The 20,779-nt window shown below is 69.6% G+C and carries 19 protein-coding genes; 7 read left to right on the top strand and 12 right to left on the bottom strand.

What is annotated here, in order from left to right; all coding sequences use genetic code 11:
* Positions 1-11 precede the first annotated feature (11 nt).
* A complete protein-coding gene (locus ABT147_RS36835) occupies positions 12-1,784 on the top strand; it encodes an ABC transporter permease (protein ID WP_351414550.1) in 1,773 nt (590 codons plus the stop codon).
* Positions 1,777-2,904 (top strand): ABC transporter ATP-binding protein, encoded by a 1,128-nt coding sequence (locus ABT147_RS36830; RefSeq protein ID WP_351414548.1) that lies wholly within the window; start codon positions 1,777-1,779, stop codon positions 2,902-2,904. The genes ABT147_RS36835 and ABT147_RS36830 overlap by 8 nt, the downstream gene beginning before the upstream one ends.
* A gap of 34 nt (positions 2,905-2,938) precedes the next feature.
* Here the strand turns inward: ABT147_RS36830 and ABT147_RS36825 are convergent, their stop codons facing one another.
* The 7 genes from ABT147_RS36825 to ABT147_RS36795 all read right to left on the bottom strand — a co-directional run bounded on the left by ABT147_RS36825 (position 2,939) and on the right by ABT147_RS36795 (position 11,495).
* Positions 2,939-6,541, bottom strand: coding sequence for a BTAD domain-containing putative transcriptional regulator (locus ABT147_RS36825; protein WP_351414546.1), 3,603 nt, complete (start codon positions 6,539-6,541; stop codon positions 2,939-2,941).
* Between the two features lie 266 nt (positions 6,542-6,807).
* A complete protein-coding gene (locus ABT147_RS36820) occupies positions 6,808-7,449 on the bottom strand; it encodes a sporulation delaying protein family toxin (protein ID WP_351414544.1) in 642 nt (213 codons plus the stop codon).
* Positions 7,450-7,540: 91 nt separating this feature from the next.
* Positions 7,541-8,533, bottom strand: a complete 993-nt coding sequence (locus ABT147_RS36815; protein ID WP_351414542.1) for a sporulation-delaying protein SdpB family protein — start codon at positions 8,531-8,533, stop codon at positions 7,541-7,543.
* Entirely contained in the window at positions 8,527-9,018 is a 492-nt protein-coding gene (locus ABT147_RS36810) for an SdpA family antimicrobial peptide system protein (protein WP_351414540.1), read from the bottom strand. The genes ABT147_RS36815 and ABT147_RS36810 overlap by 7 nt, the downstream gene beginning before the upstream one ends.
* Positions 9,019-9,127: 109 nt before the next feature.
* Positions 9,128-9,763, bottom strand: coding sequence for a sporulation delaying protein family toxin (locus tag ABT147_RS36805; protein ID WP_351414538.1), 636 nt, complete (start codon positions 9,761-9,763; stop codon positions 9,128-9,130).
* A gap of 462 nt (positions 9,764-10,225) precedes the next feature.
* Positions 10,226-10,717, bottom strand: a complete 492-nt coding sequence (locus tag ABT147_RS36800; RefSeq protein ID WP_351414536.1) for a hypothetical protein — start codon at positions 10,715-10,717, stop codon at positions 10,226-10,228.
* A gap of 451 nt (positions 10,718-11,168) precedes the next feature.
* Complete coding sequence (locus ABT147_RS36795) at positions 11,169-11,495, bottom strand: sporulation delaying protein family toxin (protein ID WP_502983218.1); 327 nt, start codon at positions 11,493-11,495, stop codon at positions 11,169-11,171.
* A 448-nt stretch (positions 11,496-11,943) separates the two neighbouring features.
* Between ABT147_RS36795 and ABT147_RS36790 the strand changes: the two genes are divergently transcribed.
* Both ABT147_RS36790 and ABT147_RS36785 read left to right on the top strand, forming a co-directional pair.
* Positions 11,944-14,880: a ricin-type beta-trefoil lectin domain protein gene (locus tag ABT147_RS36790; RefSeq protein ID WP_351414532.1), complete on the top strand. Its 2,937-nt coding sequence runs from the start codon at positions 11,944-11,946 to the stop codon at positions 14,878-14,880.
* A 78-nt stretch (positions 14,881-14,958) separates the two neighbouring features.
* Complete coding sequence (locus tag ABT147_RS36785) at positions 14,959-15,183, top strand: hypothetical protein (RefSeq protein ID WP_351414530.1); 225 nt, start codon at positions 14,959-14,961, stop codon at positions 15,181-15,183.
* A 15-nt stretch (positions 15,184-15,198) separates the two neighbouring features.
* Here the strand turns inward: ABT147_RS36785 and ABT147_RS36780 are convergent, their stop codons facing one another.
* Positions 15,199-15,699, bottom strand: coding sequence for an ATP-binding protein (locus ABT147_RS36780; RefSeq protein WP_351414528.1), 501 nt, complete (start codon positions 15,697-15,699; stop codon positions 15,199-15,201).
* A gap of 158 nt (positions 15,700-15,857) precedes the next feature.
* Between ABT147_RS36780 and ABT147_RS36775 the strand changes: the two genes are divergently transcribed.
* The 3 genes from ABT147_RS36775 to ABT147_RS36765 are packed head-to-tail and all read left to right on the top strand — an operon-like array spanning position 15,858 to position 17,916.
* Positions 15,858-16,715 carry a helix-turn-helix domain-containing protein gene (locus tag ABT147_RS36775; protein ID WP_351414526.1) on the top strand — a complete coding sequence of 286 codons (858 nt, stop codon included), beginning with the start codon at positions 15,858-15,860 and terminating at the stop codon, positions 16,713-16,715.
* On the top strand, positions 16,712-16,894 hold the full coding sequence (locus ABT147_RS36770; protein ID WP_351414524.1) for a DUF397 domain-containing protein: 183 nt from the start codon (positions 16,712-16,714) through the stop codon (positions 16,892-16,894). The genes ABT147_RS36775 and ABT147_RS36770 overlap by 4 nt, the downstream gene beginning before the upstream one ends.
* Before the next feature lie 8 nt (positions 16,895-16,902).
* A complete protein-coding gene (locus tag ABT147_RS36765; RefSeq protein WP_351414522.1) occupies positions 16,903-17,916 on the top strand; it encodes a helix-turn-helix domain-containing protein in 1,014 nt (337 codons plus the stop codon).
* An 84-nt stretch (positions 17,917-18,000) separates the two neighbouring features.
* Here ABT147_RS36765 and ABT147_RS36760 read toward each other — a convergent pair whose 3' ends face one another.
* The 4 genes from ABT147_RS36760 to ABT147_RS36745 form a co-directional block, all read right to left on the bottom strand.
* A complete protein-coding gene (locus ABT147_RS36760) occupies positions 18,001-18,537 on the bottom strand; it encodes an RICIN domain-containing protein (protein ID WP_351414520.1) in 537 nt (178 codons plus the stop codon).
* Between the two features lie 108 nt (positions 18,538-18,645).
* Complete coding sequence (locus tag ABT147_RS36755) at positions 18,646-19,038, bottom strand: PIN domain-containing protein (protein ID WP_351414518.1); 393 nt, start codon at positions 19,036-19,038, stop codon at positions 18,646-18,648.
* Positions 19,035-19,223, bottom strand: a complete 189-nt coding sequence (locus ABT147_RS36750; protein ID WP_351414516.1) for a hypothetical protein — start codon at positions 19,221-19,223, stop codon at positions 19,035-19,037. The genes ABT147_RS36755 and ABT147_RS36750 overlap by 4 nt, the downstream gene beginning before the upstream one ends.
* A gap of 187 nt (positions 19,224-19,410) precedes the next feature.
* Positions 19,411-20,535: a S1 family peptidase gene (locus ABT147_RS36745; protein WP_351414514.1), complete on the bottom strand. Its 1,125-nt coding sequence runs from the start codon at positions 20,533-20,535 to the stop codon at positions 19,411-19,413.
* Positions 20,536-20,779: the final 244 nt, after the last annotated feature.

The raw sequence follows: 20,779 nt of genomic DNA, 5'->3' as shown, positions 1-20,779 counted from the left end.
TCGATGAGCAGATGTCCACCCTCACCCAGCCGCCGCGCACGCCGGCGGACGAGTCACCGGCGGAGAGTTTCCCACCCCCGCGCTACCGCCGCCCCTTCGGCATCGGACGGGACACGGTCGTCCAGTACGCGGTCCTGGCGTTCCTCGCCGTGCTGGTGCTGGCCCCGATCGTCCCGACCCTCTACCAGAGCATCCGCAACCGCCCGCTCTACGAGGCGGGCGGGGCGTTCACCCTCAGCGGCTACACCGACCTGTTCACCAAGGCGGGCTTCGGCGAAGTCGCCCTGAACACCCTGCTGTTCGCGTCGCTGACCACGGTCCTGAGCCTGGCCATCGCCATCCCCATGGCGATCGTGGTGGTCCGCACGAAGCTGCCCGGCGGGCGGCTGGTGGCGCTGGCGATGCAGTGGCCGTTCTTCATCTCGTCGCTGATCCTGGGCTTCGGCTGGATCATCATGTACGGCCCGGCCGGGTTCGTCAGCGTCAAGGTGCAGCAGGTCTTCGGCGGGGTGCCGTGGAACCTGTACTCGATCCCCGGCATGGCGCTCACGGAGGCCGTGGCGCTCGCCCCGATCGCGTACGTCTTCTGCGCCAACGCGCTCAGGCAGTCCGACGCCTCCCTGGAATCGGCCGCCCAGGTCTGCGGGGCGGGTCCCTTCCGGATCCTGGCGCAGGTGATCGTGCCGCTGCTGCGGCCCCCGATCGTCTACTCGGCGATCCTCGTCTTCTCCGTCTCCATCGAGACGCTGAGCGTGCCGCTGCTCTACGGCCAGCCGGTCAGCATCGACGTGTTCTCAACTTTCCTCTACCACAACGGACTTCAGTCGGTGGACCCCGACTACACGATGCTGGGCGCGGCCTCCACCGTCATCCTGGTGGTCACGCTGAGCCTGGTCGCCGTACAGGCGAAGCTGCTGAAGGACGCGGCCCGGTTCGTGTCCGTACGCGGCAAGGTGACCCGGCCGCGCAAGCTGGACCTGGGCTGGCTGAAGTGGGTCAGCATCGCCTGCATCTGGTTCTACGTGATCGTCGGCGCCCTGATCCCCATCGCGGGCCTGGTGATGCGGTCCTTCACACTCGTCTTCACACCGCTGCAGTCGCCGTTCAGGACGGTGACGACGAAGAACTACGAGCTGGTCTTCGACTCCGACAACTACGTGCAGTCGCTGTGGAACAGCCTGATCGTGGCCGGTGTCGGCTCGGTGGTGGTCAGTGTCCTGGCGGTGTTCGCGGTGATGGTGGCCCGGCGGTCGACCTTCAGGTGGGGCCGGGCGGTGGAGTATCTGGCCCTGATCCCGCAGTCCCTGCCCGGCATCATCATCGGTATCGGCTTCTTCTGGGCCTTCGCGCTCGCCCCGTTCGGGATGGGCTCGGTGCTCCAGGGCACGATCTACGCCGTCATCATCGCCTTCGGTATGCGGGCCCTGCCCAGCGCGTTCGGCTCGGTCGCCCCGGCGATCATGCAGATCGGCGGTGAGCTGGACAACGCGGCCCGGGTCTCCGGCGCCGACTGGCTGATGACCTTCTTCCGCGTCCTGCGGGCCCTGATCACACCGGCGTTCGCGGGAGCGCTCGTCCTCACCTTCGTGATCATGCTCAAGGAGTACTCCCCGGCCGTCTTCCTCTCCTCGGCCGACAACAACATCCTCGGCACCACCATGCTCAGTCTCTGGACGCAGGGCAGGGCCGGATCCGTCGCCGCGCTGGCCACCCTCCAGATCGGCATCACCGCGGTCTTCGTCGCACTCGCGGGACTGCTCATGAAGGGAAAGCACCATGCCTGAGGTGACCGTCAAGAACCTCGCCAAGACGTTCGGCGACAACTCCGTCCTGCGGGACGTCACCTTCACCATCAAGGACGGCGAGTTCTTCACACTGCTCGGCGCGAGCGGCTGCGGCAAGTCGACGACCCTGAACTGCATCGCGGGCCTGGAGCAGCCGACGCAGGGCTCGATCGCGGTCGGCGGCCGTTCGTTCGTGGACGCGGGCGCGGGGGTCTTCCTTCCCCCCGAGGAGCGCAACCTCGGCATGGTCTTCCAGTCGTACGCGCTGTGGCCGCACATGACCATCGCGAAGAACCTGGCCCTCCCCCTCAACATCCGCAAGGTGCCCAAGGAGAAGCAGAAGACGCTGATCCACGAGGCCCTGGACAAGGTGGGGCTGGCCGCGCTCAGCGGCCGCTACCCGCACCAGCTCTCCGGCGGCCAGCAGCAACGCGTCGCCCTGGCACGGGCGTTGGTGTACTCGCCGACGGTCCTGCTGCTGGACGAGCCGCTGTCGAACCTGGACGCCAAGCTCCGTGAGCAGGCCCGCGCCTGGCTCAAGCGGCTCCAGGAGGAGCTGGGCATCACCACCGTCTACGTCACCCACGACCAGGACGAGGCGCTGGCACTCAGCGACCGGATCGCGGTCATGGAGGGCGGCAACATGATCCAGATCGGCACGCCGCACGAGATCTACGAGAAGCCCGCCGCGCCGGCGGTGGCGGCCTTCGTCGGCCGCTGCAACTTCCTCACCGGCAAGGTCGTCGGCCAGGACGGCACCCGGCACAGCGTCCGCCTCGACGCCACCGGGGACGTCGTCCGCGTCGACAGCGACCGGCCGGTCGTGGCCGACGACTCCGTCACCGTGGCGGTCCGCCCCGAGCGCCTGGAGGTCGTGGCCTCGGCCGACATACCGGCCGGCGTGAACCGGCTCAGCACCCAGGTCATCACCAGCTCCTACGTCGGCTCCCGCTACGAGTACGACGTCCGCCTCGGCGACCAGGTGGTCCAGGTGCTGAGCGCCAACGGCGGCCTCGCGGGCGAGGTGGCACTGGTCTTCGACCCGGGGCACGCGCTGCTTTACGCGGACAAGGTCGAACTGCCGGAGGACCAGCGGGATTTGCTGACGGTCGCCACGTGACGGTGGCGGTGGCCGGGGACCGCCGCCGCCCGGGTCACCGGAGGTCCCCGTGCGGGATGCCGAGGGACCGGAAGATCTCCGCGGCCTCCGTCCGGTACGGGGCCGGGTCCTCCTCCCCGGTCGCGGCGACGGCACGGCCGAGGATGTCGAGGGCCTCGGCCTGGGCCTTGCGGTGGTCGGTGCCGCGGTGCATCGCCAGGGCCTCGCGGGCGTGGGCGGCGGCGACCGAGGCTTCGCCGTGCAGCAGTTCGGCGCGGGCCAGGGCGGTGAGGGCTTCGCCCTCCACCAGCAGGTGTTCCGTGCCGCGGGCGATCTCCAGCGCGCGGGAGACCTGCTCCCGGTCGGGCGGGTCGGTGACGGCGGCCAGTCCGATCAGGGCGCGGGCCCGCAGTTCGTCCGCGCCGCGTTCCTCGGCCAGCTTGAGCGCTTCCCGGTAGGCGACATCCGCCTCGCCGGGGCGGCCGAGGGCGAGCAGGACGCTGCCGAGGGCGATGCGGGCGTCCGCGCGGTAGTACTCCTCGCCGTCCTGGTCGAAGAGACGCGTGGCGGTCGTCGCCATGTCCAGGGCGGTGGTGAGGTCTCCGGCGTCGCGGTGGACGGAGGACTGGAACCGCAGCACGTACGCCTCGCTGCCCTGTTCGCCGCTCTCCCGGACCATCGTCAGGGCGGTCGCCAGGTGGTGCGTCGCCCGCGCGGGATCCCCGAGAAGGTACAGGGTGCGTCCCAGGTTGGCGTGGGTCAGGATCCCGTTGTGCTGGGAGCCGAGGTCGCGCGGAGCGCGCTCGGCCCCCCGCAGACGGTCCAGTGACTCGGTCAGCCGGCCCAGGTCGCGCAACGTGATCCCGAGCGTGAGCAGGACGACCGGGTGGCCGTCCGGCATGCCGTTGCGCCGGTCGATCTCCGTGGCCCGTTCCAGGTACTCGGCACCGCGTGTCAGCCGGCCGACGAGCCAGTTCACACTGGCGAGGTTGGTGAGCGCCACAGCCGTACCCTCCAGCCAGCCGCCTGACTCGGCGAGGGCGAGCTTCTGCTCGAAGTGAGGGATGGCCGCATAGGGGAGGCTCTGGTGGAGTTCCGCGAAGCCGAGCAGGTTGTGCATGGCGGCCTGGGCCACGGGCTCGTCGGCGGCACGGGCGGCGTCCAGGGCGGCCCGGCCGAGGGCCGCCCAGTCCACGGCGGTCTTACGGGTCCAGGCGTGGCCGACGAGGGTGTGGGAGAGCCGCCAGGAGGCGGGGTGGGCCTCGGCGGCGGCCTGGTGCACGGCCGCGGCGAGGTTGGGCAGTTCGTCGTCCAGCCAGCGGATCGCCGCGGCGGCGTCGGGGATGCGAAGCGGGGGCACGGCATCACTGCGGCCGGAGCCACCGTCGCCATCGCCGTCGGGGCCTGTGGGGGGCAGGCGTGCCTGGCCGGGGTAGAGCAGTTGTGCGCAGCGGTCGGTGGCGGCCAGCAGCCAGGTGTACAGGGCGTCCGAGGCGGCACGGCGGTCGGCGTCGGTCTCCTCCAGGCGCAGCCGCTCGGCGGCGTACAGGGCCACCAGGTCGTGGCGGCGGTACCGGCCGGTCCGGTGCTCCCGCAACAGGTGGGCGGCGGTGAGCCGTTCCAGCAGCCCGGCGGCCTGAGCGGGGGTGACGCCCGCGACGGCCGCGGCGGCGTCCAGACCGGCTTCCGGGCCTGGCACCAGGGCCAGTAGCCGGAACATCCGCCGGGTCGGGGCGTCGAGGGCGTGGTACGACAGGTCGAAGGCGCTGCGTACGGCGGTGGTGGCGTCGCCGGTGACGGACAGGGCGGTCAGCCGGTCGCCCTCGCGCAGTTCGGCCGCCTGTTCCCTGAGGCTGCGCCACGGGGTGTGGTCGAGGTTGGCGGCGATGATCCGCAGGGCCAGGGGGAGGTGCCCGCAGGCATGGGCGAGTTCGGCCGCCGCCTGCGGATCGGCGTCGACACGTGTCGCACCGAGGGTGCGCAGCAGCAGTGTCCGGGACTCGTCGGGGCTGAGCAGGTCCACCCCGATCCGCCGGGCGCCGTCGCGGGCGGCGAGGCCGGCCAGCCGGTCGCGGCTGGTGACCAGCACCAGAGAGCCGGGCCCGCCGGGCAGCAGCGGGCGCACCTGCTCCGCGTCCACGGCGTTGTCCAGCACGACCAGCAGCCGCCGCTCGGCGGCCAGCGTCCGGTACAGGTCCGCCGCGGTCTCCGGCGTCCCCGGAAGGGCTTCCGCGGCCACCCCGAGCGCCAGCAGGAACCGGGTCAGCGCCTCGACGGGGCGCACCGGGCCCTCCGGCGAGTGGCCGCGCAGGTCCACGAAGAGCTGGCCGTCGGGGAAGCGGTCACGGACCCGGTGCGCCCAGTGCACGGCCAGGGCGGTCTTGCCCGCTCCGGCGGGACCGGTCAGGGCACAGATCCCGCTGCCTCCAACGGGCCCCTTGCCGTGGGCGGTCAACAGCTCGTCCAGACGGGTCAGTTGATCGGCACGCCCGGTGAAGAAGGCGGCGTCGTACGGCAGCAGGGCGGGCGCGATCGACGGGACGGCGGGTGCTGGTGCTGGCGCCACGGTCGCCTCGGCGGGTGCCGGTGACACGGTCGCCTCGGCGGGTGCCGGTGCCGGTGCCGGTGCCGGTGCCGGTGCCGGTGACACGGTCGCCTCGGCGGCGGAGGCCTGCGGTATCTCCATGCGCAGGACACGCAGATGGGCGTCGGTCAGCTCCGGGCCGGGGCTGACACCGAGCTGCTCGTCGAGGTGGTCGCGCAGGGCCGTGTAGACGCCGAGCGCCGCGGCCTGCTCGCCGGAGGCGGCGAGCGCGAGCATCAGCCGGGCGTGGACCCCTTCGTGCAGGGGCTCCAGGTCGGCCGTCCGCCGGAGTTCGTGGACGGCGTTCTCCGTCGTACCGGCGGCCAGGGCGCTGTCCGCGTACGCCTGGACCAGGGACAGACGCAGCCGGGTCAGGCCCACGGCGGAGGGGTGCTCGCGCAACCCCGGCGCCATGCCCTGCAGGACGGGGCCGCGCCACAGCCGCAGGGCGGCCTCGGCCTGTGCGTATGCCTCGGCCCGGTCAGCGGGCTCGCCCCCGCCGTCGGCGAGGGCGGGCATGGCGCGCGAGGCCAGGACGGTGAACCGCGCCGCGTCCGACTCCTCCTCGCCCAGGTCCAGTACGTAGCCCGTCCCGGTCCGGCGCAGTAGGCCGCCGGGCGGGTCCTCGGGGCGTGTCGCCGGGGTGAGCAGCCGGCGCAGCCGGGCCACATAGGTGTGGACCATGTTCGGGGAGCTGGCCGGAGGGCTGCCGTCCCACAGGGTGTCGACGATCTCGTCCTGCGACACGACGCTGCCCGGATGCAGACCGAGCAGGGCCAGCAGAGTGCTCTGTTTCGCCGCGCCGGGTTCGGCGGGCCGGCCCGCCACCTGGAGCAGGAGGGGGCCGAGGACGTCGAGCCGGAGCCGCCGTTCGTCGCCGGGCTCCGGCTCGACGTCCGGCCCCAGTACCTCCATGAGTCTGAGCAGCGAGGGACTGCGCGGTGACCGTGCCCGGCCGCGCTCGATCTCGCGGATGGTGCGGGTGCTGACCCCGGCGAGTTCGGCGAGCTGCGGCTGACTCAGACCCAACTGCGCCCGACGGCCACGGAGCCAGGCCCCCAACTGCTCAGGCATGCGCCCCTGCTTCTCCCTGCATCCCCGCCGCCCGGCACCGGCGGCGGCCTCACCAGGCGGGACCTCCCGCCACGGATGGATGACAGTACGTGTGCGAGCCGTCGCCTGGGGAGATCGTTCTCCGCCAACAACCGGCCGAAAATCCTCATGCAAAAATAATCTGATGCCATGTCAACTCATTTCCTATGCAGGCGACTTGTACAGCCGAACCGCGTCAGCACGCAGGGTGGCTCCGCCGCACGCGACGGAGCCACCCATTCGAAGATCTACCAGCCGGCCAGCACCAGGGTCACGATCGCGACGGCCTTATCGGTCGTCAGACCGCTCCTGCCCCGCTCGAAGTCCGCCGAGAACACGAACTTCACCTCTTGCGCGGCGAGGACCTTGTCCAGGACGACCAGGAGACCTTCGCCGTCGCCCGGGTCGCCGGCATTGTTGCCGACGATGAACCAGCCGGAGCCGGAGCCCGGGTCCACGGCCCCGTCGGCGACTGCCTGGTGGGTGACCACGGACATGGTGTCCAACCGCTCCAGCGCGTAACGGACCCGGTAAGGGTTACCCGAGGTGAGATCCGCGCGGAGCTTGTCGGTGAGCTCCGGCTCCAGCTCCGAGGCCAACTTCAGGAAGAGGTCCACCTCTTCGGGGGTCGCCCCGACGACCTTTCCCCGCACGAGGGCCAGCTCCGGATGCTCCTTGGCCACCACCCCCCGACCCATGAACCCCAGGAGGATGTCCGCCGTCGAGTACTCCGACGACCGCTTGTCCGCCTGCTTCGACTGATCCGCCTGCTGCGACTGCGTCGACGCCCACGACATCCCCGCCGTACCCGTCGACGCCGCCACGCCCACAGCCATCGCGAGCGCCACCGCACGCGCCCCCACAACCAGACGACCTCGGCTCTTACGCATGATTCCTCATCTCTTCTTCTCTCATAGGACTTCCGAACGACACGGAGTTCGCGGCCATCGGCTGCCGCGGCGACTCCGCTCCTCGCCTCGCTCAGCCGGGAACGAGGGCCGTGTCCCGCACCGACGCGTCGCACGCGTCGTCTTCACCGGCCGCGCGCCGCGCTCGGCGTACTCGTCGCACTCGGCGCGCCGCGAACCGGGGAAGGGCGAGGTTCGTGGTCGGAACCTGGTAGGCGATGACCAGGGCGCCGAACATGATGAAAGCGAAACTGAACAGGCCCATGAAGAGCGCTATCCCCGCGTGCAGGGCGATCCCCAGCCAGAGCGTCTTCCGGCGTACCTCGGCCTTCCAGAAGAGGGAGAACGCCAGGGCGAGTTCCATGACGAGGACTCCCCAAGTGAGCGCGGTGACCGTGTAGGCGTTCTCCAACAAGGGCTGCATGACGGGCTCCCAGAACGGCAGGAAACCGAAGAAAGGATCGTTGAGCCAATAGGCGAGCGCGGTACCGTCCGCCCACTCCGCCACACCGAACTTCGCCACGGACGACTGGAAATAGATTCCGGCGACCTGGATCCGAATGGCCCAGTGAGTGACGTAGCAGAAGGCCGCGGCGGAACCGCCGAGCTGCTTCGCGCCACCCTCGGTGCTCCAGTGCCACTTTCTGTCGTCCACCATCCCGAACGGAACAATGGACAGCGTGAGGATCAGGGCCACCGTGTCCCCGCCGTCGGGCAGACTGAGCGAGGAGGCGATGCTGAACGCGACCCACCAGTGCGGTATCACCCACCACCTCGGCCGCCAGCCGATCATCACCGGGATCAGAACGGCCGCCAGCAGATAGCGGCGCACCTCCGGACTCAGCGCGTCCCCGCCGACACAGAATCCCGAGATCGCGGACAGCCCGTCGCAGTACGGGGCGTCCTTCATGCCGATGACGGGATGGAACAGGGCCGCGGCCGGGGTGAGGAACAGGGTGGCGAACATGCCCACGGCGATCAGCGTGCGCATCAGCCCGTACACATTGGTGCGCGGGTCGAACCGTTCGGCGGCTTCGGGCACCGCCGGGATCCTGAGTCTCAGCACTGGATGTCCACCTCCGCCGCCTTCGTGATCCGGAACTGGCTTTCCGTCAGTTCTCGCCAGGCCCAGGGAACCGGTTCCTCAAGGGTGAGCACGGTCTTTCCGCACAGCGTCGGGATCGGAGAGTCGTTGCGGACTTTCGGAGCCTTGCGGAATTCGCCGACGCCGCAGTCGGAGACCGTGTACCCGTCACATTTCTTCCAGGCCCGCTCCGGCGTGGTACTCATCAGGGTTGCCAGTTCGGGGCCCTGGGCCCGCACTCTCCTGCTGGCCCCGAACACGTTGGACGGAGTGGCGTTGGGCCCGATGAGCAGGCTCCGTGGCGGCCCGTCGGAAGAAATCCGGTAAGCACCGTTCGTAGGGCTCCGGGGGCTCTTGGTGAAGAACGACCAGCCCTGGGGCCACACCTGTCTGACGTACTGACGCGATGCGACGACTTCCGGCGTGGTCACCGCCGAACTCGGCAGGGCCACCAGCAGCGACGTCACACCGACCGTTGCCCAGAGAGCGGCTCCGCCGAAGAAACCTATACGAGACATGTTTCTCCACCCCCATGGGTGGCTCCGCCGCGTACGGCGGAGCCACCCATTCGAAGATCTACTTGCCGGCCAGCGCCTTGGTCACGATCGCGACGGCCTTCTCGGTAGTCAGACCGCTCTTGCCCTTCTCGAAGCCCTCCGAGAACACGAACTTCACCTCTTGCGCGATGAGGACCTTTTCCAGGACGACCAGGACACCTTCACCGTCGCCCGGGTCGCCGGCATTGTTGCCGACGATGAACCAGCCGGAGCCGGAGCCCGGGTCCATGGCCCCGTCGGCGACTGCCTGGTGAGTGACCACGGACATGGTGTCCACCCGCTCCAGCCCGTAACGGACCCGGTAAGGGTTACCCGAGGTGAGATCCGCGCGGAGCTTGTCGGTGAACTCCGGCTCCAGCTCTGCGGCCAACTTCAGGAAGAGGTCCACCTCTTCGGGGGTCGCCCCGACGACCTTCCCCCGTACGAGGGCCAGCTCCGGATGCTCCTTGGCCACCACCCCCCGACCCATGAACCCCAGGAGGATGTCCGCCGTCGAGTACTCCGACGACCGCTTGTCCGCCTGCTTCGACTGATCCGCCTGCTGCGACTGCGTCGACGCCCACGACATCCCCGCCGTACCCGTCGACGCCGCCACGCCCACAGCCACCGCGAGCGCCACCGCACGCGCCCCCACAACCAGACGTCCCTGATTCATGCGCATGATTTCCTCGTCTCTTCTCGAATCGACTTCCACACGACACGGAGCCCGCATCCATCGGCTGCGGCGTCTCCGCTCCTCGACTCTAGAAAAAGCGGGGCAACAGAAAGCTGGACTGATTCTTGACCCATCCACCACCCTCCTGACCTGCAAAAACACACCCACCGGCCCGCACACAGGCAACCGCACCGGCAATTCCTTGCCGGTAACCGGAACACGCATACCGCACTGCGGCAGTTGACCAGCGGACCGGGCGACTCGATGTAAGCGAAATTCCGTTGCGTGCGTCAGCGCAGAACGAGCGGTACTTGGGTGCCTGTTGGCAGGCGAATTCCGCCGATCGCCGTACAACCGGCAAAAGATTGCCGCCCGCGGAACCGTCGTCGGTGCCGACCCGGTCGTGATCCGGGCATGACGAAGGGGCCGCATCAGGATGCGGCCCCTTCGTGATCTTGTGTATCAGCAGTGGCGGGCGTCCCCCGGGCGGTTGTTGAGGAGGTACACCTTGTCCTTGTCCTTCAGGACGTCGGGCGGACAGGTCTTGATCCACGCGTTCCCTAGGTCATGGTTCTTGACCTTCTTGTCACTGCAGTACTCGACGCGGTCCAGGGTCTTGAGGCACTGGAACGCCGGGTAATCAATCTCCGGAGACGCTTCACCGGAGCAGCTGAGGGCATCCTCCGGACGGGGGTCGCGAAGGTATGGCTTGCTGGTGACGCCCTTCAGGACGTCCGACGGACAGGACCAGATCCACTCGGCCCCTTCCGCATCGTTGTTGACCTCCATGTCACTGCAATACTCGCCGCCCACGGTCTCGAAGCACTGGTAGGCCGGGTAACCGCCGCCCTCCGAGGGCTCCTCACCGGTGCCGGCGGCGAAGGTGGTTCCCGCCCCGGCGAGGAGACCGGAGACGGCCAGAAGGGCGGTGGGCAGGACAGTGCGGATACGCATGGCTCTCCTGTGAATGTGAGTGGAGTGGGAGTCGGGCCGATCTCTTCCGGGCTTCACGCGAAGCCCCGTCGGTCGGCCGCTTTCTGACTCCGAGCCTAGGAAGCGGCCCCGCAGAAAGGGCTGGAGTCGATCTGTATCCGGTCGGCCTGTCCGCCCATAGCTCCTCACCTGCGGAAACTCCGCTCATTGCATGCGGCGGCGCATCGCGACCGGCAGGGCGGAGTGAGGAAACCGGCAATCGACCGGCAACGCACGGCAGGGGCACGATGCGGGCGGCTGGCCCGGAGACCTGGTAAGCACCGTTCGACCAGCCCCGGGGCCACACCTGGCTGACGTACTGAGGCGATGCGGCCCCTCCCGGCGACGTGACGGCCGAACTCGGCAGGGCCATGTCTTTCACCCATACGAAGGGGCGGCTCCGCCTCACCTGGCGGAGCGCCCTTTCGAAGACCTACTTACCGGCCAGCAGCTTGGTCACGATCACTACGGCCTTTTCGGTCGTCAGATCACTCTTGCCTTCCTCGAACTCCGCCTGCATGACGATGTAAATGGCGATGCCGGTCGTCAGGGTGGCCACAATGGCGCCGTCGGCCGCCATGGAGAGCGTGCCGGAGCCCGTGCCCGGGTCCTGGGGCCCCTTGGAGACGTCCTTCCGGAGGGCCTCGGACATGGTGTCCAGCCGCTCCAGCCCGCCCCGGACCCGGTACGGGTCACCCGAGGTGACATCCGCGCGGAACTTCTCGGTGAACCCCGGCTCCCGCAGCGAGGCCAGCGCCAGAAAGACCTCGACCTCCCTTGGGGTCGCCCCGACAACCTTGAAACGCCAAATGATGCCCGGTCAGGCAGCGTGTCGCAGCGGCCCTTGGACCTTTCTAGCCAGGTGCCGCCGGCCGACTGCCGTTCCCAGCGCCCGGCTTCCACCGGCTGCCGCACAACCGGCAACGGGTTGCCGCCCGGGGAGCCGGCACCGCGATCCGGAACAGTGCGTTCTCGCAGGTCGGCGGCTGTCGTCTCGAACCGGACGAGACGGTTCTGACGGTCCAGAAGCGATCCAGGTTCCGGCTGGGCGCCTTCCCTAGGGTCGAGCCGTCGGAGCCGGACCGCCACGCCGTCGCACCGCCGACCGTCCTGGATGCCCCGTATCCGCACTCCACGTACGTGTTTCCCATCAGCGGGAGGTCTCTGTGCCGAAATCGCCGACAGGTCATGCGCCACCCACGAGTTGGGTGGCGAGATGGCTGAGGAGCGTCACCGCCCTGGCGGTGCTGATCACCGCGACGGTCACGGTGCTCGTGCTGCCCGCGCGGCCGGCGAGTGCCGCCGTGGGCGATCATCACGCGCTGACCTGGAACTCGAACGGCGCCAACTGGGACACGGTCCGCCGCATGTCCCGCAATTTCGACGTGATCGCCGTACAGGAGAGCGGTGCCCGCCCTCCGACGGCGAGGCGGACCGTTCGGGTCCCTTTCGAGTTCGGGCGGTGGCAGGTCCTGGAGTACACGTGGCCCAGGGCGTCGTGGGACCCCAGACCGCTCTACCTCTACCACCTGAAAATGCGCACCGTCCGCAACAGCCTGGCGATCGTGTCGGCGCAGAAGGCGACCGCCTTCTACGGGATGGCGCCGCAGCCGTGGAGCGGCCGGAGAAACCCGAACCCCAGTGCGCGACCGGCCTTCGGGATCCAACTGCCCGACGGCTCCGCCTGGTGGACCTGGCATGCCGGAGCCGGGGCTTCGTCGAGCCAGCACAACGACGCCCGGAACATGATCTGGCAGATCAGCCTCAGGATGAGGCGTATCGACTCGTGGGCGATCCTCGCCGACTTCAACCGGGACATGCTCGACCCCAGCAGCGGGTTCCTGACACGCTCGGGCGACTGGACCCTTCCCGACGACGTCGGCCTGATCCTCCCGGAGGACGACCGGGGCAACGAGCAGATCACGCGCCCGGCGAGCGGGAAGATGCTCGACTACATGGCCACCAACGTCCTGAACGGGGGGCTGCGGGCCCGGACGGTCGGCCACTTCTCCGACCATCTCGCGGTCCAGTTCGGAACCAGCCTGGTCGGGGAGGATCGCGCCCTGGCCGGGGAGGATCGCGCCCCGGTCGGGAAGGATCCCACCCCGGCGCCCGGTGCCGCGGACTCCGCCATCGGGCAGATCTCCCGGCGCGACGCCCCCGGCACCTGTCTTCAGGCGGCTGTGAAGGAGGGCGGGGACATCGTCCCCGGCACCCCGGTGCGGCCCGCCGAGTGCGATCCGCTCACCGACACCCAGTACTGGTCGATGGGGGCGGACGGTTCCGTGTCCCTCGACGGCACGTGTCTGACCAACCTCAAGGGCGGCACCGACGACGGCAACCCGGTCGTCCTCGACACCTGCGACGGCGGTGACGACCAGATCTGGGTGGACCGCGCGAACGGTGAGATGTACAACCCGGCCACCGGCAAGTGCCTGGACGACAGGCCGTCGAGCGCCCCGGGCGGCGGGCTGACCCTGCGCACCTGCGCCGGCAAGGACACCCAGTCGTTCACCGTCGCCGGGGTGCACGGCCCCTCCCCCTCCCCGCCCGTCACCGGCGCGCTCGAACTGCCCGACGACGGCGCCGCCTGCCTCGACCACGGCCGCTCCGGTGAGGGCGCCGACGTCCGGGCGTGGGCCTGTGCGCCCGGCAGCGCCGACCAGCGGTGGACGGTGACGGACGACACCGTCCGGGAAGGGACCGACGACAAGAACGGCCGGTGTCTGACCAACCTCAAGGGCGGCACCGACGACGGCAACCCCATCGTCCTCGACACCTGCGACGGCGGCACGAGCCAGCAGTGGCAGTTCCGCGACGACGGCAGTGTCCACAACCCCGCCTCCGACAAGTGCCTCGCCAACGCCGCCCAGCCGGTGATCCGGACCTGCGACGGCGGTGTGCTCCAGAGCTGGGGCCATGACGCCGACGACGGGGTGATCGAGCAGACCGAGATCCCGACGTGCGCCGACCACCGCCGGACCGGACACGGCGCCCCCGTGCAACGCGCGCTCTGTATCCCCGGCGACGCCGGCCAGCAGTGGACCCGTGCCGGCGACGGCACCCTCCGCGAGGGCACCGCAGGGAAGACCGGCCGGTGTCTGACCAACCTCAAGGGCGGCACCGACGACGGCAATCCCATCGTCCTCGACGCCTGCGACGGCGGCCCGAGCCAGCAGTGGTGGCTCCGCGCCGACGGGTCGGTCCACAACCCGGCCACGGACAAGTGCGCCGGCACCGACGGCGGCCCCTCCGTGGGAGCACCCTTCGTCCTGCTGCCCTGCACCCCGGACACCGGTAGCTGGTTCGCCATGAAGGGCACGCTCGACCTGCCGAGCGACAACCCCGGCTGTCTGGACCACGGCCTCGCCGGCGCGGGAGCCTCCCCCGCCACATGGGAGTGCCGGCCCGGCAGCGCCCGCCAGCAGTGGACCCCGATGAAGGACGGCACCCTCCGCGAGGGCACCGCCGACCACGACGCCAACCGGTGCCTGGACACCGAGAAGGGCGCCCCGGACCCCGGCACCCCCGTCGTCCTGAACCCCTGTGACAAGAGCCCCGGCCAGCAGTGGCGGCTCCAGAAGGACGGGACCGTCCTCAACCTCGCCTCCAAGGCGTGTCTCACCACTGGCGCGCGGCCGACGATCCAGGTCTGCGGCGATGATCCGGCGCTGAAGCCGCTGCAGAGGTGGTCGTACCTCGTCAACGAGGCCGTGCTCCAGCAGACCGCCGCCCCGACCTGCGTCGATCACGGGCAGTCCGGCGAGGCCGCCCCCGTACGGCGTCAGCTCTGTGCCTCCGGCGCCGCCGGCCAGCAGTGGACCCCGATGAAGGACGGCACCCTCCGCGAGGGCACCGCCGAGAAGACCGGCCGGTGCATGGACACCGGGAAGGACGCCCCCGGCGACGGCGCCCCGGTGGTCCTCAACTCCTGTGACGACAGCCCGAGCCAGCAGTGGCAGCCCCGCGACGACGGCACCCTCTTCAACCCGGCGTCCGGCAGGTGCGCGGGCACCGACGGCGCCGTCGCCCCGGGCACGCCCTTCGTCCTGCTGCCCTGCGAGCCCGACGTGCAGTGGCTGCTGACCGGCCCCGAACCCGCCGAGCAGCCCGCCGACCCGTCCCACCAGGAGGTCCAGCAATGACCGACCAGTTTCACGCGGGGTGTCGACGCCGCCTACGTCCTGCCCAACGGCGCCCATGGGTTCGTCAAGGGCGGCGAGGTGCACCACACCGACTGGGCCGAGGGTGCCACCCGGCGGCTCACCGACCGTTTCCCCACGCTGCCGGGTCACTTCGCGAGCGGGCTGACCGGGGTCCACGTCCGCCCGAACTGGGTGTACACGTTCGTCCGGGGCGACGAGGTGCACCACACGGATCTCGGCAGGAAGGCCGTCCGGAAGCTCGGCGACGAGTTCCCCGAACTGCCGGAGTCCTGGCGGCCGTGAGTCCGGTCGGGGCGGCTAGCCGCGCCTCTTGCGCGGCCGACGCTCCGGCAGCCGTCTGATCAGCGAGGCCCAGCCGGGCAGATCGATCTCCACGAGGACCGTCTTGCCCGGCGGGTCGCGGTCGACGACCTCCCAGCGGTCGCAGAGCGCGTCGACGAGGGCCAGGCCGCGTCCGTTCTCCGCCAGCGGGCACGCCTGCCGTACGGCGCCGGGGCCGGGCGGCAGGCGTTCGGCTCGCGTGTCGGTGACCTCGATGCGGAGCGAACCCGTGGGCAGGGAGAGGCGCAGCTCGAAGTCGCGGCCCGGGACGCGGCCGTGGGTCACCGCGTTCGCGGCCAGCTCGGCCACGACCGCCGCCGCCCGGTCGGAGGGGTCCGAGCCGTACCGGATGCCCCAGGCGTGCAGCTGGTTCAGGGCCAGGTGCCGGGCCAGGCGGGCGCCCAGCGGGGTCGAGCTGAAGCGCTGCGTGAACGTCGGTGCCGTCAGCGTGTGGCGCGCGGCGGGCGGTGCGGTCATGACGCCCAATGTGGCCTGTGGGAAGCCCTGTTCACCAGCTCCGCACCGCGTACGCCGAGGCAGCGTACGCGGTTACTCACTGGACGGTACTGGTAACGGGCTGTGACGATGGGCGTTGGACGGTGTGGTTCGGTGGGCGGGTGCGCGGGAGGTGGCCCATGGTGGCCGACAGCGGCGGCGTGGTGGCGATGGGGATGGGTGGCGGTGGGGAGCCGGAGGCCTCCGACAGTCTGCGGACGTTCGGGGCGATGGTCCAGGCGCTCCGGGAGCACGCGGGGTTGGGCCGTGAGGAGCTGGCCGATGTCATCGGGTACTCCAAGCACATGGTGGCCTCGGTGGAGTTGGGGCGCCGGATGCCGGACGCGGCGCTCGTGGAGGGCGTGGATCGGGCCCTTGGGAACACGGGTGCGCTGATTCGGGCGGCTCAGCATCTGGGGCGCCAGCCCGGGTTGGCGGCTTGGTTCAGGAAATGGGCCAAGTTGGAGGCGGGGGCGATCGTGCTTTACACGTACGAGTGCCGCCTGATTCCTGGGTTGTTGCAGACCGAGGGGTACGCGCGAACGCTGTTCAAGAACCAGCTGCCGCCGCTGGGCGATGACCAGATCGAGGCCCAGTGGGCAGCGCGGTCAGAGCGACAACGGTTGCTGAGGGAGCGACCGAACACTGCGTTCGGGTTCATCCTGGAGGAGGGGTTGTTCCTCCGCCACACAGGCGGGGTGGAGATCACGAGGGAACTCATCGACCACGTACTGGAACTCGGCGAGTTGCGGAATGTCGAGATTCAGATCATGCCCCAGAGGCAGGAAACCCACTCCGGTCTCGATGGCCCCATGCAGTTGCTGGAGACACCCGAGAACCGCCACCTCGCCTACTGTGAGGGGCAGGAAAGCGCCCAGTTCATCCCTGACCGCAAAGTGGTCAGCATGCTTCAGATGCGGTATGCCAGGATGCGCTCACAGGCCCTCACTCTCACAGACTCCAAGGGCCTGTTGCGGCGGATGCGAGGGGACCTATGAGCACCAACGACCTGGCCTGGTTCAAGTCGAGCTACAGCAGCGGCGGCTCCGGCGACTGCGTCGAAGTAGCCATAGCCCTCACCATCCACATCCGCGACTCCAAGAACGCCACCGGCCCCCAACTCACCCTCTCCCCCACCGCCTGGGCCGAGTTCGTGCCGTACGCCGCTCGGGACTGAACCCCAACATGATCGGAACGGTGTTCCGGAGCGACGACGTGCCCGTGGAGCACCGGTTCGACTTCTGGCGGGAGTTGATGCATCAGGCGATCGCGCCCAGCGAGATGAGCAGCGAGTTCGCCGACGACTTCTGGGCGCGGCAGCGGCTGATGGAGCTGGGGCCGGTGATGGTGTGGCCGACGGCCCATCTGGTGACCGGGTTCCGCCGTACCGAGAAACTGGTGCGGCAGTCCGACCCGGAGATGTACCACCTGTCGCTGGTGCTCGGCGGTGGGCTGGGGTTCGAGCATGTGGGGCGGACCGAGGCGTACGGCCCGAGCGATCTGTGGCTGAGTGACACGTCACGGCCGTACGAGGTGCACGCGCCGGCCGGGCTGGGCCGTCAGGTGATCTGGGGGGTGGGCCTGGACTTCCCCAAGGCGCTGCTGCCCCTGCCGCCGGCCCGCATCCAGCAGTTACTGGGGCGACGACTGGCGGCGAGGGAAGGGGTGGGCGCGCTGCTGACCGGGTTCCTCAGCGGTCTGGAGCAGCAGGCCGACGCCCTCCAGCCGTCCGACGCGCCGCGTCTGGGCACCGTCCTGGTGGACCTGTTGTCCGCCTGGTTCGCCCAGGTGCTGGAGGCGGAGGACGCGTTGCCGCCGGAGACACGGCAGCGGGCGCTTACGACGCGTGTACGGGCGTTCATCCGGCAGAACCTGCACGACCCGGAGCTGACGCCGCCGGTGATCGCGGCGGCCCTTCACATCTCGCTGAGCTATCTGCACCGGCTGTTCCAGGAGGACAGCCCCGGGGAGACGGTCTCGGCGTGGATCCGGAGCCAGCGGCTGGCCGGCGCCCGCCGCGACCTGGCGGACCCGGCCCTCGCCGCCACGCCCATCCACACCATCGCCGCCCGCTGGGGCATGGTCCGCGCCTCCGACTTCACGCGGGCGTTCCGGGGGGCGTACGGGGTGTCGCCGACGGACTACCGCGCACAGGCATTGCCCGCGGGCGAGCCGAAAGAGCCACAGCCAACCAAATAAGGAGGATGCGGGTAGCGATTTCACCGCCCGCATCCTCCTATCCCTATACCTTACGCGTGAACCTCACGCGCTGGTCGGTGGTTATCAGGAGGCCTGGCGCCACTGCTGTTCCGGATTGGTGGCCACGTTGCGGCACTCCCACTGAATGGCGGCGACAGAGTTCGCCGTTTGGCCATCGGGGATCGCGAGGCAGAACCCGCTCGCCTTGTTGCGCAGCCGGTAGGTGCTGTCGTAGATCCACTGCTGGTCGGTGTCGCCGCTGTCGCACCACCACTGGATCGCCTCGTCACCCTGGGAGCTGCTACTCCCTCCGGAGATGGCCAGACACTCCCCGCTGGCGTAGTTCTGCAGGGTGTACGTCGACGTCGCTCCCGGAACCAGCTCCCAGTACCACCACTGATCGAGGTCGTAGTCGTTGGGACCTCTCTTGTCGCAGGTGTACTGGATCGCCGATTCCCCGGAGGGCGCATCTGCACCACCCGGAATCGCGAGACATTTCTGACTGTTCTCGTTCTTGATGGCCCAACTGCCCTCGTACCCTGCCGCGTTGGCCGACGTAGCAGAAAGCGGAATAGCCACCGCCGCCAATACCCCGACAAACGCCATGCTGCGCTTGCGCATTGTTTCCCCTCCATCACGATCGCCTGTCCGATCAGAATGCGGGGTAACTCACCAGGCTGTCGTCAGCAATGCATCCACAAGGCGTTTGGCACTGAGTCCACCCCTCCGTCAGCGGTTCAGGTCCATGACCCCGACCCCGAGCCCCGCATAGTGCGCGGGCTCCACCGTGGCGACCAGCGCGCCCACGGGGGCCTTGTGGCTCGGCCTCGCCGCGTGCACGGCGGCCGAAACGCTGTGGGGGACGCCCCCGCGGCCCAACTCCGCGATGGTCACGGCCATCGCGGAGTCGTCTTCGACGAGATGGAGGACGTCGACCAGCAGACCCACGTGGTCGACGATGCCCGCGCTGTGGTGCTCGGCCTCCAGAAGGCAGAAGACGGGCGCCCACAGGCGCACGTCGTCGCTCGCCGCGACGGCATGGATGAGGCCGGACACCTGTTTGTTGCCCCCCATGACCAGGAGAGTCGGAGCGTCGAGGACGTAGTGCTCGATCTGGCTCATCCGGACGCCTCCGACCCTGCCCCCGGCCCCGACTCCGCGAGGGCGGCTCGGTGAGCGGCCGTGGCCTCCCGCATCTTGCGGCGCATCTCGGCGGACTCCTCGTCCGACACGTGGTGGCCGAAGCGGTCGGCGAGCAGGGCGCGCGTGCGATCGGCGCGTTCCCTGATCTGCTCGGGTGTCAGCATCTGAGCCGCTATGTCCTACATGAGGGCACGAAGGCTCGTCCCCCCCGGGCCTCGGCCACGGCGGCAAGCTGGTCACGGACTTCGGCGGGCACGCGGATCATGACATCGGGCATACGGAGAGTATGCGTGACATATACACCCCTGGTCGCCGAAGTGCCACCCCTCGTGCCCTCTCCGTCAACTCCTGCTAGAACGCGCTCAGCCCGTAGCGGGCCAGCACCCAGTGCACCGGCTGGAAGAACGTCCGGTACTGGCTCTGCGCGCTGTTGCAGGACGCGTCCTTCGGAGTGTTGGTCGCGGAGGCTATGCCGAGCGCGTCGGTTCCCGCCCACAGGGGACCGCCGCTGTCTCCGGGTTTGGCGCAGTGCGAGGTCTCGATCATGTTCTTCATGACCTTGCCGCTGGGGAAAGTGAAGGTCACACTCGGGTTGATCACCTGGCCCACCAGGTCGCTGCTGACGGCGCCGGCGCGCTTGACGGACTCACCGTCATCGGGGTAGCGGGAGTCGGTGATCTCGTACGTGGCGCCGGCCGCCCGGACCGCCCCGTAGGCGGCGACGTCGTCGTTGACGTACTCGATGACGGCGTAGTCCTTCTCGACCTCGCCGAAGTCCCACCATTCCGTGCGCTCACCGAAGTAGATGCCGCCGGCCTCCCGGTGCCAGAACTCCTCCTCGTCTCTGCTCGCGCAGTGCCCGGCGGTGACGAAGTACTTCTTGCCGGAGGAGTCACGGACGTTGAACCCGAGGATGCAGTAAGTGGGGCCGTACGGCGCCACGATGCCGATGCCACCGAGCGACTCGTAGGCGGTCTCCTTGATCCCTCCGGGCAGCTCCTCGACACGCACCTTGTCGCCGTAGTCCGCGACGAGGTCGGTGAGGCGCTTCCGGTCGGCGGCGGAGACACCGTCGAAGACCGACACGGTCACCTGGTTCGTGCTCGGGTCGACGCCCCAGGCCGTGTTGGGGATCGGATCGGTGTCGGCGATCCGCCGGTCGAGGGCGGTGCGGACGGAGTTCAGCTCGTCGGTACTGTGCTCGACGACCTCGGCGGTACCGCCCTGGGCACGGACGGTCCGCGCAGCGGCCTCGTCCGTGACGGCGACGACGAGCCGCCCGTCGCCGTCGTAGAAGGTGCCGCCGGTACGGTCGCCACCTATCGACGCGACCAGCGCTCTCGCCCGGGCCGGTCCGGCCGTCGTGGCGGGGTCCGGGGACGGAGCCGCGTGCGCGGTCGGCGCGGCCAGCACCGCGAACAGGCTGCAGATCGCCACCGTCATCGACGTTCGGGGGGTCGTCGGCAGTCTTCGCATGGGCGCGTCTCCATGAGTTCCGTGGACAGGGAGCACGGTTGGGTGGATCACCGCGCACGGAAGCAGCATGCGCCGTGAGCGACGGCGATGTCGTTGGTGGAGGGTCCACAGACGTCTTGCCTCTACGTCCACTCCCGCTCACATGAGCCGTGCCCTGATCGGACACCTCGCGGGCAGGGGAGGCCGCGTGCCGCTCAACAGACCGTGCCGGTACCGGAGTGGACGCAGTGACAAGCAGCCGCAG

The sequence above is a fragment of the Streptomyces sp. NPDC001868 genome, from assembly GCF_040297125.1.
Lineage (GTDB): Bacteria > Actinomycetota > Actinomycetes > Streptomycetales > Streptomycetaceae > Streptomyces.
Note: the sequence above shows the minus strand (reverse complement) of the source record. Positions and strands in the feature narration are given on the sequence as shown.

What these genes read in the sequence shown, in the direction of transcription:
- ABT147_RS36760 (WP_351414520.1), bottom strand. Translation starts at nt 18,537, where the DNA reads ATGCGCAAGCGCAGCATGGCGTTTGTCGGGGTATTGGCGGCGGTGGCT.
- ABT147_RS36835 (WP_351414550.1), top strand. Translation starts at nt 12, where the DNA reads ATGTCCACCCTCACCCAGCCGCCGCGCACGCCGGCGGACGAGTCACCG.
- ABT147_RS36745 (WP_351414514.1), bottom strand. Translation starts at nt 20,535, where the DNA reads ATGCGAAGACTGCCGACGACCCCCCGAACGTCGATGACGGTGGCGATC.
- ABT147_RS36770 (WP_351414524.1), top strand. Translation starts at nt 16,712, where the DNA reads ATGAGCACCAACGACCTGGCCTGGTTCAAGTCGAGCTACAGCAGCGGC.
- ABT147_RS36820 (WP_351414544.1), bottom strand. Translation starts at nt 7,449, where the DNA reads ATGCGTAAGAGCCGAGGTCGTCTGGTTGTGGGGGCGCGTGCGGTGGCG.
- ABT147_RS36775 (WP_351414526.1), top strand. Translation starts at nt 15,858, where the DNA reads ATGGTGGCCGACAGCGGCGGCGTGGTGGCGATGGGGATGGGTGGCGGT.
- ABT147_RS36830 (WP_351414548.1), top strand. Translation starts at nt 1,777, where the DNA reads ATGCCTGAGGTGACCGTCAAGAACCTCGCCAAGACGTTCGGCGACAAC.
- ABT147_RS36780 (WP_351414528.1), bottom strand. Translation starts at nt 15,699, where the DNA reads ATGACCGCACCGCCCGCCGCGCGCCACACGCTGACGGCACCGACGTTC.
- ABT147_RS36750 (WP_351414516.1), bottom strand. Translation starts at nt 19,223, where the DNA reads ATGCTGACACCCGAGCAGATCAGGGAACGCGCCGATCGCACGCGCGCC.
- ABT147_RS36765 (WP_351414522.1), top strand. Translation starts at nt 16,903, where the DNA reads ATGATCGGAACGGTGTTCCGGAGCGACGACGTGCCCGTGGAGCACCGG.
- ABT147_RS36755 (WP_351414518.1), bottom strand. Translation starts at nt 19,038, where the DNA reads ATGAGCCAGATCGAGCACTACGTCCTCGACGCTCCGACTCTCCTGGTC.
- ABT147_RS36805 (WP_351414538.1), bottom strand. Translation starts at nt 9,763, where the DNA reads ATGAATCAGGGACGTCTGGTTGTGGGGGCGCGTGCGGTGGCGCTCGCG.
- ABT147_RS36825 (WP_351414546.1), bottom strand. Translation starts at nt 6,541, where the DNA reads ATGCCTGAGCAGTTGGGGGCCTGGCTCCGTGGCCGTCGGGCGCAGTTG.
- ABT147_RS36800 (WP_351414536.1), bottom strand. Translation starts at nt 10,717, where the DNA reads ATGCGTATCCGCACTGTCCTGCCCACCGCCCTTCTGGCCGTCTCCGGT.